Source organism: Candidatus Glassbacteria bacterium (assembly GCA_019456185.1).
Lineage (GTDB): Bacteria > Gemmatimonadota > Glassbacteria > GWA2-58-10 > GWA2-58-10 > JAJRTS01.
In genome coordinates, this window is sequence record VRUH01000003.1 from 43483 (window position 1) to 57967 (window position 14485).

Here is a 14485-nt window from a genome sequence, read left to right on the forward strand (position 1 = left end):
CCGTACCTCAACCAATAGGTTCGTAAAGGTCCGGGATAGCTATCTTCTGTGCGGGCTTGCGACCACCTCCGCGGTTTTGGCCTCTCATCAGCCTCAAACCACCATCCAAGGAGTCAATGTTGATTCTTGGGGACAGTGGAGCCCGGCCCTGCGATCGCGATCGCAATCCCCTGGAAGTTTCGCCCAATGCCGCCCGCATCCGTAACACCCATTCGTCCAGGGGAACAAAATCTTCATTCGGGACACCGTTCGACTGGTCGAAATTCGAGGCCTTCCACGCTGATACTTCCGCGGAGGTCACATCATAAAGCCGTCTGGACTGAACCGGAGATAGATCGCTCTCGATCGGGGTGGCTTTTCCGGTGTAAGGATCGATCAGCTCCCTTTCGTATTTGCCGGTTTTGGTGTTATAGCCGGTTGTCATGGTCGGCCGGGGACCTCTTTCGTAATCCTCTATCCGCAACGTTTCCCCACGCCTCCGGAGGCCAGAGAGTTCGTCCTGTTGTGCCTCAACTTTCGGACGGCGCTGTAAGCCATGTTCGTATTTCTCCTGCCCCTGGCTATAGAGAGTATCTTGCCTCGTTTCCGTTTTTGCCTCGCGCTGGATTCTGAGGGCGCGGTCCTCATCCTCTTGTGTCCAGTTGGTCCTTGACCTGGACCGCATGGTTTTCATCCATGCATGGTCTTCATCATACTTCTTTTTCGACTGGAACCGGTTGGACAATTCGGCCATCCTATCAGCCTTGTACTGCTCGAGCTGGAAACGAGCCGTTGTCGTTTCAAATCCCCCCCTCCCGGAATATCCTATCCGATCTCTCTGGTATCGATTGTAGGGCATGTTAGCTTCCCCCATGCTGATGTACCCTGTCCTGCACGGCGGGTACTCGGCTTCTCAGGCCACCCGATACTGATAAACCGCCGCCGGCGCCGAACAACTCTTCCATCATCCGCTGTGCCTCATCATACTTGCCGGCCTGAATAAGCAGATCGATTTGAGAGTATCTCCGGTTGAAATCGGTTAGATCCTCGAGGGCATCCTCCTGTAAATAGGTTTCAACGCCAGCCCCGACTGCGTTCAATCCTCCCTCGAGCAAGCTACCCAAGCCTTGCCTGCGGGATTCGCGCCTACCTGAATCCAACCTATCCTGAAGACTTGCGAAGTCCTCTCCTGCCTGCACCTTCGACAGCTCATTGGTGGTGGTTAGGCGATCGCCCTGGTCAGCCATCGTTTTTTGCCGTTGTAAACCAGGTTGAGCAAGAAGACGCTGTGACGAGATAGAACCTATCTGGCCACCACGCACCAGGCCACCACGGATTTTAGCTCTCGAACTCTGCGCGGTGTCTGCACTGGCACGGCCAGCAACATTGAGGATAGCCCGCCTCGCGGTCGGGCTGTAGATGCCCTCACGAGAGCGTTTAAGCAACTGCCGCCCCCTGGCTGTTTCCCCCGCCCTCGGGACTTTGGGGCGAGTCAGGTATCCAGCGACACCCCTACCGAACTGTAACCCGGCAGATGCCGCAATTAAGGGCCAGGCCATATTATTACCTCCCCTGTTTCTGTGTGCCGAGAACCTCCGGCTCTTTGTACTTCGCGTTTAATGTGTTGATCGAGGCTACCGCCTTATCCCAAGCGCCATCGCGCCGGCTGACCTCTGGTGTCTGCGCCCATCCCGCGGCCTCGGTCAGCAGGAGGACAGTCTCATGCAGTGAGGGGTTAAGGGTGAATTCCACACTCGCCAGATTGAGCAGGTCGAAATCGTGGGTCAGGAAGCGGATTTTATCACCGCTATCGAAAGTCCGCGGCGCACCGGCCACCTCTGCAGTAACGGTAAACTGTAGCGTAGCCCCCACATAATCGGTAACGACATGGTAAGTGTCGTTGGTGACGTTATAGATCACCGCGCCGTTGTAGGCATCGTTGGTCGCGGAAAGCCCTTCCCCCGCAGTGCCTTTGAACAAGGTTGTCGAGGGAGTTCCCTCTTCAACTACCGTGAACAGATAATACAGAGGACCGGGAACTTTCCGGTATGTAACATCGATATTCCCCGAGGCGCTATTCGCCAGAATATTGATGCGGTTCCCCTCGACGTAATACATCGGGTCTTCGTCAGAACCGGTCCGGTAGTACGATTCGGTATCCTTGATCTTCCGCGGGTCGATCTTGCGGCAGTATTTCCCGCCAGTCAGCCTTACGGTCAGGATACCCTCGGCACCACCGAGGACATTATTCGCCAGAGCCGACAAGAGGGTAAATTCGGTCGCATAAGCGACCTGTTCTTCCGGGACTTCCAGCTCGGTCAGATAAGCCGGGTGAAGCTTGTTCGCAAGATCGAGTTCGGCGTTTTCCAGTAGATCGACCTTGATTCGACCTGTGAATTTATTCTCGCCGAGATCGCCAAAGCGTTCTGCGAGAAATCCAACTGCCTTTGCAACATTCATTTCTGAAACCTCCGTGAGAGATAACCGTGCTTAGTATATGTCCATGCCCCCGATTTCAACATTGGGGCTTAAATCGTTCTGTTCTACTATCAAGTACACAGGGCCAGCACTTGTTTCCTCGGCTACCAATGCTTCGCCGGTATCATCTGTGATAACGAACTGAAGGCGGTAGGCACTGTATCCCACAGCAACCGTATAAGGTTTCTGTTCTGCCTGAGCGGGCAGGTTGTATTCCTCTGTCATGGTTTCGTTGCCATCAAGGTAAATGCGGAGCACCAAATCATGCGGGCTCTTATAAATTACAATGATCTTAGGGATTGGAACGGGTGTTTCCTCGGAAAGCGGGAAAACCTTCGATCGGAAGAGACACCTTCCATCCTGATCATCGAGGTTTGTTTCAACCGCAACGACACCAGCTCCATTTCCAGCCGAAAGCGATTCAATAGCGATCGCGTTGGCGTCTTCGTCTTTACCGGCCACCAAGATAGCATAATCAGCGTAAATCTCCCGCCATCCCCCTGTAACAACGTTATAAGCCCACCGCTTGAGAGTATCTACCTCATCTACCGGATATGTCATAAAGTAGTGTATCTCGTTCCTTCGGTGATGGTACACACCTACGATCGCACGTTTTTGAGCCGTGGTCATGCTGTTATAGATATTATTGATCACCTCCGTGATCTTTAGCTTCTCAGTGGGAGTTGAATCGGTGTCGGACAGGTTATTCGGTGAAATCTGATAGATCCCATCGCTCGAGCAGGGGTAGATCGAATCTTTGGCTTTAACCATCCCGAGGGGAGCCAGGTTGCCAATATCGTGATTTGATTCCATCCGTGTCCACAGGCCGGGTTCTGCAGGGCTGGATTTACAGTTGACGGTGATTATTGCCTGTTTCTTGGTATAGACGGCCATCCCGAATAATTCCTCAAGCCCGGTCAGTTCTCCACCTTCACTATCCTGGAAGCGCATTACATTGGAAACGGGTGTTACATCAGGCTGTTCCAGCTCGGAGAATGAACCCCAATCAGGATGTTCCTCGGCTTTGCCGTCCGGATCGAGAACTATATTCGCCTGGTGTAGCCGGCCGGCGATCATTTTTGCGAAGCGGCCGTTGGCATTTATCGAGACTTCACCCTCGAGCGGAGGGGCCGCGCCGTCCACCAGGTCGTTGTCGAAAGCATCATATTCGGAAGTCGCGCCGTTTGCTATAGCAGCATAAAGGCCGTTCTTGCGCTGGATCATGACATAGGCATCGTTGGTAGAGGTCCCGGTAATGCGCCGACTGACCTTGACGGCCTTGATATAATTATCCTCGATCTCGCGCCAGTTCCCGACCAAGCCCCAATTCGCGCCTGTTTCGTTTGCACCGAACAGGCAATCAACCGTGTATTCTGTCGTAGAATCCACTATCATAACGACAAATCTATTGTTGTAATGCAGGTTCAGCGCGTTTGAAAAACCAGTGTGTTCGACAACATCACCAACTTTTAGATGGTGGATAAGCTGTGAGGCGAATTTTGTCCTCTTACCTGAATCAACACTGGTTGCTACTGTTGTACCGTGGAAACCCCTGCCGATCTGCTCTATATGGATCATCGATCCTGCAGCACTGTGTTGCCCGGTATCCTCATTATTGAGTATGATCGTATTATCGCCTGAATAAGCACCGCCGACACCTCGCTTCACAACATCGTAACCGCCACCATCGTCTTCTTGGAGCTCCCAATCGACATCCCAAAAAGGATAATCCATCCAATCTATGCCTGATACCCGGAAGGTATCGTACCCGGTTCCATTCAGGGCAGCAGATCCTACATCGAGAACAATATTCCCGTCCACATTTGTTCCATCCCGGCGCAAGAATATCTTGTAATTGTAAGCCACATTGAAGTTGTAGGTAGACAGGGCGGGGATATAGCAGACATTCATGCCGATATATTTCCCGGTGCTACCACTGATCACATCGGAGGCCTCCCGAAGAAAATCAATCGTCTGGACAAGACTATATGGACCCTCGCTGCTTTCTGAACGGTACATATTCAGAGCAGTTCTACGCTTATTCCAAGTTGCATTTGTTATTGTGAACTCAATATGAGCAAACATGCCATGAGCGAAGTTGAACTCTATCAGCAGTTCATCACTTAAAAGGCTCTCTTGGACACCATCGTAAATATAGGAAAACTTGTAATATTGGCGGTACCCCTCTTCGCCCGATCCCGGGGCAAAGAGAATGAATATCGGGGAACCTGTTCCGACATTGTTTACCAGGGCCAGGTAAACCCGATCAATCATTACATAGGTTTTATTAAGAGCAATATCGAACCTCGATAAAAGAACACGGTGAAGCCCGTCATTGGCGGAACTACCGGTTATAAATATTCTCGATCCTACTCCGACTTCCTTACGCACATCACCGCTTATTAACAGGGTATCAGCATAATCGCTACTTGCCACAGCGGTAAACTGATCAATCTCGTAACCGTCACTCGCCGTTATCTCGGCATACTTTCCACCCTGCACTTGGCCGATCGTAAAAGCAGAAAAGTCATTATCCAGATCAGGCTTTGCTATTTCCGCGGGATAGCTGAAGAACTTGGCACCGTAGGAGGCGGCCAGGAGAAGGCCGTCAAAGTAATCCCGCCCGATCCAGCCGATCCACAGGCCGTTAGCGGTATTCGTTCCATCCGGTTTTGCGGTGGGGCCCGGAAGAAAGCGGAGGATCTCATTGGCATAAATAACCGGGTTTTGTTGTGTTGGCACATCGGCACCAAGCGTCTGGTAGTAATCAACGGTTGTAAGATCGAGTCCGCCGGCCACCGCATCGATCAGGACCCAGGCCGAACTTGTCCCGTTCCAGCACCAGACCTGTAATTTCTGCGTTGAGTCATTTACTGTTGCGATTATATAGAGATAGCCCGTACCCGAGCCTACCGGCGCACTGGCCGCGCCCAACCGAGAGTGTACCCATGTATAGAGCCGGGATACCGCGAGGCCGGTTATATCAAGTGCTGATGCTATAAAAGCACCATGCTCAGAGGTCTTCACCAGCTTGCCGTAGATGATCCGCAGGTTTTTTAATTCAGTGGATGCCCCATCGGGTAAATCCTCGAGGTCGGCATACTGGACCACGCTGTTAAAATCCCGGATTTTTATTCTTGGCTCTGCCACTTATGATCCCAACGCGATAAGTTTTATATCTTCCATATCGTGAATCAGGTCTGTTTTGCTGACGGCGCCAGTGCTGGCCGGCACGATAACTCTGCGGTGGAAGGCAACACTATCGGCCATGTCAATATCGCCGAGGTTCTGGACCAATATCCACGTTCCGGTAGGGCTGCCACTACCATTATCAAGGCAGTAATAAAGCCAACCAGACTCATCGCCAGTAACAACCTGCTCGTTATCGCGGCAGGCAACGGTAATACTTTCCCCGTCGTAGGCCATGTAGACGCGATCGCCCAGGGAATGAGCTGCTTTGGTCGTATTGTTCCATCCCCGGATCACCGTGAGAGTCGTACTGGCAGGACTCAGGCCCGCGGTTACATACATCAACTCGGTTCCACACTTGATAACCGGTAGATCGGTAAACCGGAAATAGGCGTTATCGATCGTGACAGTGGTCACAACATCATCGATCCCCGCGGCGAGTTTGCTCTGAATCGCTCCACACCAGAGAGCCAGGATAGCCGTTTCGCCAGCATCCCCATCGAGGTCGGTTTCTTCATCCGGGTTAGACATATTACCCTCGGCAGTGACCAGGACCGTCAGGGCAGCATCGGTATAGATACCGAACATTGGTCAATCCTCCTTTGATCTTCTGGCGATAACAGCGCGTTCAACCTCATCCATCCGGTGTTCGATCTGTTTTATCATCCTGTCGGCCGCTTCCACGGTTTTCCCGGCCTGGCCCCTGATAGCCCATTGCTCATCGAGGGCGGCCTGGAGTTGTTCCTTGCGTTTATCGATATGTTCCTGCGTTACATCTGGCTCTGGTTCTTTCTTCCGAGCTGGCTTTTTCGGTGGTGTCATTTTCCCGTCTCTATCAAATATTTATTTTTCAATCAGTCCGTGGTTTCTCATGGCCGTAAGCATCTGGTTAAACTTTATTACCATGTCCTCGGGGCTTGCTGCGCCTCCTTATGCCATTAAACTTTTCGCCCTCATGGCGTCTCGGCCAGCGTTCACGATACCTACCAGGGCGTCAAATTCTGCTTTTGTAGGAGGGTCGCCAGCCGCACCACTGGCCGAGCCCTGGTCTGCGACTTGCCCGGTCAGGACATTGGCGCCGTTGATTTTAAGCGCGGTATCGGTATCGACATGGCCCTGTGCATATATATTGGCAATCGTGTCTATGTTGCCTGTAAGGTTCAGCGTAGAGCCTCTCAGCGACTTGTCGCCTCCCACCAATAGCGTTGCCCCTACCCTTATGCCACCCGCCGCGTCGAGCTCCCCGTTTATATAAAATTTACCAGCGGATTTATCCCATTTTGCATACTGGCCAGCCTCATCACCTATAATAACGTCGCCAACGCCAGCGCCGCCCACGAGTATCTTGAATATCTCGTTGCTGGAGTTGTCATAAGCCATGAGGCCGGTATCGCTATCGGGGAAAAATTCCACCCTGGAACCCGATCCGGCTGATACGATTGTCCGTCCCGTAATATCAATACTCTCGATGCTGATATTGATCTGGTTGATAACGTCGTTCTTCTGCACCCGGAGGTTGATATTACCGGCATTGACCTGGATTTCCCCCAGGATGGCCGAGCCGTCAACGTAAACCTTTGTAGCCCGCAACGTGATCGCAGTGGCATTCTGGCTTATCGATGTAGTGTTAGAAGACACCCCATCCTCTACATCAGTAAACCTCGAGGTCCAGGCCGTGTCCATAACAGCATCACTCAGCTTATTGGGCGTGGTGGCGCCGGCGGGAGTTGACCAGGTACTTTCATTTCCGCTCCAATCTACGGCCATCGCCTTGAACTGATAACCGAGGCCGAGATTCGCATCCGGAACGTGGTAGGTGAACTCTGGACTCTTTAAGAACTTATCGGCTCCAAGTATGTTAGCGTAGGCATCTGCGCCCTTTCTCCCGAAAAGAAACCAGTGTCTAACATCGCTGCAGGGATCGCCACCATTTTGGGTAGGAGGGGCGATAATAATCTTGAATCCGAGTGCCACCCGTATAATCGTCAGGACCGGGGCATCGGGCGCGGTAGTATCTTCCTCGACCGTGTACTGTAGAAGGCTGCCTGGCGAAGTCCAAACACTCGGAGCTCCGTTGCTGTCGATCGCTCTTACCCGGTACTCGAATACATCCCCGGGCGCCGCCGCGGAACTGTCGTCTTTATAGATAACCGCCAGCGGAGAGGGTAACTGCGAATCGATCGTCAGTGTGTGCATCGGCAGGGTTGCCCATCCAGCCTCATCTCCCTGGCCGCCAGAATAATCCCGCCGCTGCAGCTCGTAGCGATCGATATAATCCTCTTCTCCGGAGGCCGCGTGAATCTTCAAAATGACATTGTGGCCGTAAGCCATATATTTAGGCCTGGATTCGGTGAAGGGATAGCTGCCCGAGTCTTCCAGGGTGGGCGTAGTCGGGACGTAATCGGCTGGCAGGGCTGTTATCGAGTAAGCGGATTGTTCCGCGCTCAGAGAGCTTGTTTCCGTGGCCGTCACGGTCTGAATCTTGAAACGCCTGTAGGTGCGCGGGGCGATACCGTCCACATCCCTCTGGACCTGAATATCCTTGATAAGCGGTCCAGCGGAAAGTCCAACGACCCCGCGAGTCTCGGTAATAGTTACGGGGTATAGTACCCAAGTGTCCGTATCTTCGTTATAGTACCAAATCTGATAGGCGTAGGCATCAGTTACCGCAGACAGGACATTAACACGCCAGAAGCCCCTCTTGCCCTCAAGAACCCATGATGGAACATCGATAGCTGGATTCTCAGGATTTCCGGAGCCGCCTGTTTGGCCGAGGGAAGTCCGAAGGATATTATACGAGATCCTCTTTGCTTTTAACGGTTCACTCGCATCACCGATAAGAAACTGATCGGAATCGGAGATATCAAGAAGAGCCAGAGCCGTCAACTCGTGAACCGTTTTCCCAAGTGGAGCCGCCATCTTATCGCCCTATTATCCGAAAGTTTTAATATCACCCCGGCCACCACCGCCACCATAGCCATCCATCATGCCCGCTGCCATGCGGACGGTTCTCTTTTTAACGTATGTATTGACGTAGGCTGTAATCTGTGAGTCCACCAGTTTGAGCAGTGATCCCGCAGCGTTGTAATCTTTTGCCGTCTTGAGGCCGAGATACAGGGCGTAATCAACGATAAGCTCCTGGACTGTACCGGAGAGCGCACAATCAACAGAACTGGTTATAGTCGCTGGTACCGATTTGTAACGGATAACTCCGGTTGTCGATCCGAAAGTAAACGGCCGGAGTAGCAGATCGGTTCCCTGCAGGCGATAACGAGGGGCGTTTGTCGAGAATATCCAGTTATTTTCTACCGAAAGCCTCCATTCATCATCATCTGAGATCTCGGTGCAGTAATACCCGCTCGAATGTAGAACATCGAGTATTCCGCGATCGCCGTTCAGAATTAGCGGGTCCAGGCTGCCGAGTGCCACGCCACCACTGGCATCAACAGCTTGGGCTGTGCTTACCTTTTCAACCGGGCGCACCATGTTGATCGGTAGTTCCTGGACAACATATTGCTGTCCCTCGTCAAGAAGCGCATAACGCTCGGGAAGGCCGAAACTTCTTTCAGGGGCATCGTGATCTAATCGTTCCCCGAGTTTTGAAACCATTTCGGTGGCGATCATTACTTACTTCTCCTTGATCTTGAGGATGGACGTGATCATTTCTCCCCGGGTAATCGCATTGGGATCGGAGGGAAGAAGGATTAACAGCTTGCCGGCCAGCTCGTAGAGGTCGGCATGTTTCATCTTGACAACAGCCGACTTCGAGGGGATTACCACTGCCGGCCCGGGCGTGTCGACAATCTCAGGGCCAGGGGCCTGTTCGCCATCCGCAGAAGGCGGCTCGGACTCGTTCTTGTCTGTGTCGACAGCTCCACCCTCGGGAGGAACATCGCCATTCAGCGGGGTCGTCTCGGGACGTTTCTCGAGGTAGGCTACGATCTTGAGAATCGCATCATCCTCGGTAAGCCCATCGATATCAACCCCGTAGCGCCCCGCGGTCTTGACCACATCGATAACCTGGCCATCCGAAAGATCGAAGTTCTCCTCGATGTGGGCCTTGACCTTTGCAACCGCCTCTTCATCGGTCAATCCCTCGATATCGACACCGAAATTCTCGGCGGACTGAGCCAGGTCTTCCGCGGTTACTTCTTCCGGGTCCGGGAGGGTGTCGTCGGGATCAGAGTCGGGCGGGGGAGCAGCGGCCCGCTCTTTACGAGCTGCCTCTTTCTCTTTCACCGCGGCGTCAGAGGCCTTCTGCTGGATCTTCTGCAGATCCGCCGCGGCCTTTACGGGAGAATCATGCCAGCCCTTTTCCTCTTGGGCCTCGCTGGTGATGGTCCGGGGTGCTTCGGTTGCGTGATAGCGGACCGCGGGGTATTTCACATACTCGTAGGTCTGACCTGGAAGTTGCTCCGTTCCCATGTTGCTCTCCTTTTTACAGCACTGAGGGTTAAAAAAGAAAACAGGGGGGTTTCCCCCCCCGATTTCACTTACGCGGCCTCAACGGAATGCCGCTCGTTGATGTAGAGAACGTCCACCAGCACTGCGGAATCGGCAGCCTGAGCCACCAGAGCCAGAGCACCGGTAGCCAGCTCACGGGCGGAGCCGGCCTTGATCCAGGAAGTGCCAGCGTTAATCACTTCGAGGGCGTCACCGGCCGCTACGTCAGCAGTGCCATCGACCAGGCCAAGACCTTTACCTCCGGTCTGGAACCAGGCCAACTCGTTAATAGCAGTAACCCTCAGAGCGCCGGCAGTCTTCTTGTAGACCTCACTGCCGGTTGTGGCGTTGGCGATAGCGCCGAACATGTAGGTGATAACATAATCGATCGTTACCGGCTGTCCCTTCGCCAGCTCCGTTCCCACCCGGTTGTAAGCCGAGATAAAGTACCGGCATTTGCCGTCTACGCCGATATCCAACGCTTCGATACCAGCCGCTTTAGGCCTGCCCTTGATAGCATTAAATCGATTCCCGAAAATGTCCATAACTATCCTCATCTTGCGATTTTAACGCCCACGCCTCTTACTCGGGCCGTGGGAACCAAGGTCCCCGGGCCCGCGAAAACGAACCTGCATCGAATTGCCTCAATGCTTGCGCAATGGCTGTAAACCAACAGCCCGGAGACAACATCGCTTGCCGGATCATCGGCGGGCGTTAGATTAATAAGGGTGCCTGGGAGCACAAACCAATAATCACCGATTCTGCCCTCAAGCTGGAATGCGGCAGCCGCATCGAGATTTGAAACAGCAACACCAAAACTGGCCTCCTGCACTTGGTAGGTTTCAAGTATTAACTCGGTGGCCGCCGTAACTCCGATGGTGCCGAAATCCATCCTTCGGCCCACCGCGCAATCCTGGTGCGTGAACATAGTGGCTCACCTCACTGCCAAGTACTTGTTACCCAAGAGAATATAGTTCGATCCCCCACAGATATTGAATCATACGGTGCAAATCCTACGTCAATAAGATCCATAAAGAGCGAATCACATTCAAGCCCGTCACTGGATATACGTAAAGACGTATCTTGCCTTGAACCGCCAAAAATATCCATCGTTGAGAAAGAAACGGTTCCGAAGTCCGAGCCTATATCGGATTTCGCCGTAATCACCAGTGTCCACGACTTTTGCGTCAAGCCATATCTGTTCACAAAAGCCGCGGAATCCGCACGAACAAAAGCGACCGGTCTACCCCTCATTTCTGTTGGAGTAGACAACGTATCCGTACCGGAACTATCTGCTGTGACCAATGAGTCAGTCCGGCCTCTCGCGTTCCACCAACGAAAGTAACCGGTAATTTTCTTCACTGGCCGGGGGTCTGCCGGAGGCCGAAAGATTAGGCTGAAGAGTTCTGCGCGTATTGCAAAAGTAGAAGGAACCGGCGCCGTGTTCTGTGCAAAAACGACAATAAATGCCGTCAGCAGCAGAGCGAACAGCGCCAATGCCAGAAATACTTTCCTCATTTCGCCAATCTCCGGGTAAAGTTAGGGAAGGGACCTAAATCCCTTCCATCACATTCGGAACACCGTCAGTTACTCCCCGGCGATCATGCAGCACATATCCGGGTTGACTATCAGACCGCCAAACAGCGAGTCGAACCGCTTGATGGTCTGAAGCTCCTTGATCTGATCACCCGCCGTGAAGAGCAGACTTACCCCGTCTACCGAGGTATTGAACGACCTGCTCCCGCCGTCCAGCGGATGTAGCGGGGAGCTGGCGAAAGTAATGGCCTTTTTGTGACAGGCCAGGTTACGGGAGAAGGACGTCGATGCGCCACCGAACAGCGTAACCGCACCGTCATTGGACGGGCTGGCCGAGCAGGTCTTACCGGGTACTGCAATGTCGATTGCCGGCCAGATTGGAACCGTGGCCTGTCCGGTGCCGGTGGCAACCGAATCCACATCCGCCGTTACCACGAACTGACGCAGGTACGGGAAGGCCTCGCCGTTGACGGGTTTGACCGCATAGCAACCTGCAAACGTGATAATGTCGCCCTGGAGCAGGAAGTCGGTGTACGCTCCACCGATCCCGTCAATTACCACGGTAGCACCCGTCTGGCTGGCGCCCATGACGATCGGGGTACCGTTGAACGAGCCGTTGGTGTGGCGGGAGATATTGTTGCTCTGCCAGAACGCCATATCGGCCGTGCGACCGACAAAGCCGCGCCGGAGCGCGTCTGCGGCGATCTTCTGGTTCGAGGTCGCCTTGATGTACTGCGCCAGGGCTCCTCGAGCTACCGGATTGAGCACGAAATTGCGGTCCTCACCCGGACAGCCCATCTCGGTCAGACGAACAGCGGCATCGCTGACCACCTCGTCCGAGGCCGGCGTTACACCGGCTTCGCCAACGATATTCGCGCAACCCAGGGGGAGGGTGCCGAATATGTAGGTGTCGAAGTCATCCGCGATCGGGATCACTTGCTGATCGGCGATCTGTCTCTGGAAGTCCGCGATTTCCAGGGTCATGTCCTTTGCCGTTATCGTAACCGGCGTCACCTTGTGCTGTGACAACTTGACATCGACGTAGGACTCGATTGCGTTCTGACTATCACCGTTGCCAGTAATGTCAGGACCGTCATAGGACCTCAGCTTGGCCGGAACACGCACCCGAACCGTATCCCCCTTGCCCGAGGGCTTGAACTCGGCCGTATAGTCCATATTGACGATATTTATGCCCACTGTCTTGTTGGTCAGGACAGCCGCAAATACCTTTGCGACAATATCCTGGGTCATTATAGTGTTAGCCATCGGTAACTGCCTTCTTTCTCATCAACCGCTCAACCGCCCTGTTCACCTCTGATACGCGCAAGTGAGGCGTTGTCTAAATGTTCTTTCAGCGCCTTCGGAGAAGCCGTATTTGCATCGAACGGCTCCGCATCGCCCGCGCCGGATACCGTCTTGATAGGCTCAGCAGCGGCGGTTGTACGTTTTTTGGCCGGCTTATCTTCTTTGCCGGCGGTAATAGGAGTCTTGCCATCGGCCCGAAGTTGCATATCGACTTTAGCAAGCTCCCGTATCTGGCCTTTTTGAGAGAGAGCAGCTATCCGCTTTACCTCTTCGGGGTTTTTCCCGAGGTGATACGCTAACTCGGTAAAGTTATCGCTCTCATACACTTCTTCGACCATTAACGGGGTATATGGCAACGATTCAACCATTGCCACTTCCTCGAAATCCTCATACTGAACTACAGCAGCGGCGATCTTGCGATCATCCTCCGCTTGACGCTCGAGATCAAGAGCGGTGTTGGCATCTTGCTCTCTCTTCGTGCGTTCGCCCTTTAGAGCCTGATCCACCTTCCAGTCAGTCATTTTTTCGATATATTCATCACGCGCGACCTCGAAATCATCGTAATTCTCGAAGTCGCTAACAACTGGCTTGACAGGTTTCCCGGTATCATCAGCCTGGTCGGTTTTTTTCTCCGCCTTCTTTTCGGGATCTGCATCACCCTTCTTATCAGGATCAGAGTCTTTACCTTCCAGTTCGGTAATCCGCTTGTCCCTCTTATCGAGTTCAGCTTGCAGGGCCGCGTTCTTGCGCTCTTCCTCTTTCCGCTGTATTACAGCCTTACCGATACGCTTCTTGACACCAGTGGGATCATCTTCAGCAATCAGATCACTATCGACATCTTCAGGCTTATCCGGAGGGTCCGAATCCCCCGCCTTCTCTGGATCTTCCGGCTTCTCTTTCTTGGCCTCGGTCTTTTTCTCTCCGGTCTCTTCCTCTCCGGCCTCTTCGGAACCGCTCTTCTTTTCTTCCTTGGCCTTTTCAGCGGCCTCAAGGTCCGCCAGCGTTTGATCGCCCTTAAGCGTCTTTGGTTCGCCGTCTGGACCAGTGACTACGAAGGTCCTTCCACTGAAAACCGAAGCCGCCTTCTCTGTATCCGCGGGCTTCGCCGTTCCATCCTTCGTTTCAGTAGCCGCTGGCTTTTCGGTCGATGCTGGCTTTTCGATTCCTTCTACCGTTTTTCCTGCTGTATCTTCAGACATTCTATCTCCTGTTGATTTCCCCGGTCATAAGCGGCCGGGAGCACAATCCTCGGCGTAACCCACCGGTAGGTTCAACTTACTTTCGTATAGCTGTAGTTTGCCTTGATAACGTTCTGTAACAGGTATTTCCCGGCACTATCGGCGGCCAACAGGCCATTATAAACCGATTGCGGAACGTTCTGATAGGTGTAGGTGGCTCCACTGACAAAGACGATAAGCAGGGTCTTGGCCACCTGGTCATACTCAGCCTCTTTCACAGAGGATGATTGCAATGAAACTCTGGTGGGTTTCTCCTTTCCAGTCATGTCCTTACCTTTTTGGTAGGTGGATCTCGGTTGAGTTCCACGTTCTTATGC

At 53.2% G+C, this 14485-nt stretch carries 15 protein-coding genes; all 15 read right to left on the reverse strand.

The window, feature by feature from the left end:
• Positions 1-7: 7 nt before the first annotated feature.
• On the reverse strand, positions 8-733 hold the full coding sequence (locus FVQ81_02055) for a hypothetical protein (GenBank protein MBW7995357.1): 726 nt from the start codon (positions 731-733) through the stop codon (positions 8-10).
• A 106-nt stretch (positions 734-839) separates the two neighbouring features.
• Positions 840-1424, reverse strand: a complete 585-nt coding sequence (locus FVQ81_02060) for a hypothetical protein (GenBank protein MBW7995358.1) — start codon at positions 1422-1424, stop codon at positions 840-842.
• A gap of 118 nt (positions 1425-1542) precedes the next feature.
• Complete coding sequence (locus FVQ81_02065; protein MBW7995359.1) at positions 1543-2439, reverse strand: hypothetical protein; 897 nt, start codon at positions 2437-2439, stop codon at positions 1543-1545.
• 30 nt (positions 2440-2469) lie between these two features.
• On the reverse strand, positions 2470-5607 hold the full coding sequence (locus FVQ81_02070; GenBank protein ID MBW7995360.1) for a hypothetical protein: 3138 nt from the start codon (positions 5605-5607) through the stop codon (positions 2470-2472).
• Positions 5608-6234: a hypothetical protein gene (locus tag FVQ81_02075; protein ID MBW7995361.1), complete on the reverse strand. Its 627-nt coding sequence runs from the start codon at positions 6232-6234 to the stop codon at positions 5608-5610. It abuts the gene before it with no gap.
• Between the two features lie 3 nt (positions 6235-6237).
• Complete coding sequence (locus FVQ81_02080; GenBank protein ID MBW7995362.1) at positions 6238-6468, reverse strand: hypothetical protein; 231 nt, start codon at positions 6466-6468, stop codon at positions 6238-6240.
• A gap of 108 nt (positions 6469-6576) precedes the next feature.
• Positions 6577-8565 carry a hypothetical protein gene (locus FVQ81_02085; protein ID MBW7995363.1) on the reverse strand — a complete coding sequence of 663 codons (1989 nt, stop codon included), beginning with the start codon at positions 8563-8565 and terminating at the stop codon, positions 6577-6579.
• 12 nt (positions 8566-8577) lie between these two features.
• Positions 8578-9270: a hypothetical protein gene (locus FVQ81_02090; GenBank protein ID MBW7995364.1), complete on the reverse strand. Its 693-nt coding sequence runs from the start codon at positions 9268-9270 to the stop codon at positions 8578-8580.
• A gap of 3 nt (positions 9271-9273) precedes the next feature.
• Positions 9274-10071 carry a hypothetical protein gene (locus FVQ81_02095; GenBank protein MBW7995365.1) on the reverse strand — a complete coding sequence of 266 codons (798 nt, stop codon included), beginning with the start codon at positions 10069-10071 and terminating at the stop codon, positions 9274-9276.
• A 68-nt stretch (positions 10072-10139) separates the two neighbouring features.
• Positions 10140-10634 carry a hypothetical protein gene (locus tag FVQ81_02100; protein ID MBW7995366.1) on the reverse strand — a complete coding sequence of 165 codons (495 nt, stop codon included), beginning with the start codon at positions 10632-10634 and terminating at the stop codon, positions 10140-10142.
• Positions 10635-10642: 8 nt separating this feature from the next.
• A complete protein-coding gene (locus tag FVQ81_02105; protein ID MBW7995367.1) occupies positions 10643-10981 on the reverse strand; it encodes a hypothetical protein in 339 nt (112 codons plus the stop codon).
• A gap of 47 nt (positions 10982-11028) precedes the next feature.
• Positions 11029-11607: a hypothetical protein gene (locus FVQ81_02110; protein ID MBW7995368.1), complete on the reverse strand. Its 579-nt coding sequence runs from the start codon at positions 11605-11607 to the stop codon at positions 11029-11031.
• Between the two features lie 69 nt (positions 11608-11676).
• The gene (locus tag FVQ81_02115) at positions 11677-12891 is read right to left on the reverse strand and encodes a hypothetical protein (protein ID MBW7995369.1); all 1215 of its coding nucleotides are present in this window, start codon (positions 12889-12891) and stop codon (positions 11677-11679) included.
• A 29-nt stretch (positions 12892-12920) separates the two neighbouring features.
• Positions 12921-14129, reverse strand: coding sequence for a hypothetical protein (locus FVQ81_02120; protein ID MBW7995370.1), 1209 nt, complete (start codon positions 14127-14129; stop codon positions 12921-12923).
• 71 nt (positions 14130-14200) lie between these two features.
• A complete protein-coding gene (locus tag FVQ81_02125; GenBank protein ID MBW7995371.1) occupies positions 14201-14434 on the reverse strand; it encodes a KTSC domain-containing protein in 234 nt (77 codons plus the stop codon).
• Positions 14435-14485 lie beyond the last annotated feature (51 nt).

Coding starts and splice junctions, on each gene's coding strand:
- FVQ81_02055 (MBW7995357.1), bottom strand. CDS start 733: ATGGCCGAATTGTCCAACCGGTTCCAGTCGAAAAAGAAGTATGATGAA.
- FVQ81_02065 (MBW7995359.1), bottom strand. CDS start 2,439: ATGAATGTTGCAAAGGCAGTTGGATTTCTCGCAGAACGCTTTGGCGAT.
- FVQ81_02075 (MBW7995361.1), bottom strand. CDS start 6,234: ATGTTCGGTATCTATACCGATGCTGCCCTGACGGTCCTGGTCACTGCC.
- FVQ81_02080 (MBW7995362.1), bottom strand. CDS start 6,468: ATGACACCACCGAAAAAGCCAGCTCGGAAGAAAGAACCAGAGCCAGAT.
- FVQ81_02085 (MBW7995363.1), bottom strand. CDS start 8,565: ATGGCGGCTCCACTTGGGAAAACGGTTCACGAGTTGACGGCTCTGGCT.
- FVQ81_02090 (MBW7995364.1), bottom strand. CDS start 9,270: ATGATCGCCACCGAAATGGTTTCAAAACTCGGGGAACGATTAGATCAC.
- FVQ81_02095 (MBW7995365.1), bottom strand. CDS start 10,071: ATGGGAACGGAGCAACTTCCAGGTCAGACCTACGAGTATGTGAAATAC.
- FVQ81_02100 (MBW7995366.1), bottom strand. CDS start 10,634: ATGGACATTTTCGGGAATCGATTTAATGCTATCAAGGGCAGGCCTAAA.
- FVQ81_02105 (MBW7995367.1), bottom strand. CDS start 10,981: ATGGATTTCGGCACCATCGGAGTTACGGCGGCCACCGAGTTAATACTT.
- FVQ81_02110 (MBW7995368.1), bottom strand. CDS start 11,607: ATGAGGAAAGTATTTCTGGCATTGGCGCTGTTCGCTCTGCTGCTGACG.
- FVQ81_02115 (MBW7995369.1), bottom strand. CDS start 12,891: ATGGCTAACACTATAATGACCCAGGATATTGTCGCAAAGGTATTTGCG.
- FVQ81_02120 (MBW7995370.1), bottom strand. CDS start 14,129: ATGTCTGAAGATACAGCAGGAAAAACGGTAGAAGGAATCGAAAAGCCA.
- FVQ81_02125 (MBW7995371.1), bottom strand. CDS start 14,434: ATGACTGGAAAGGAGAAACCCACCAGAGTTTCATTGCAATCATCCTCT.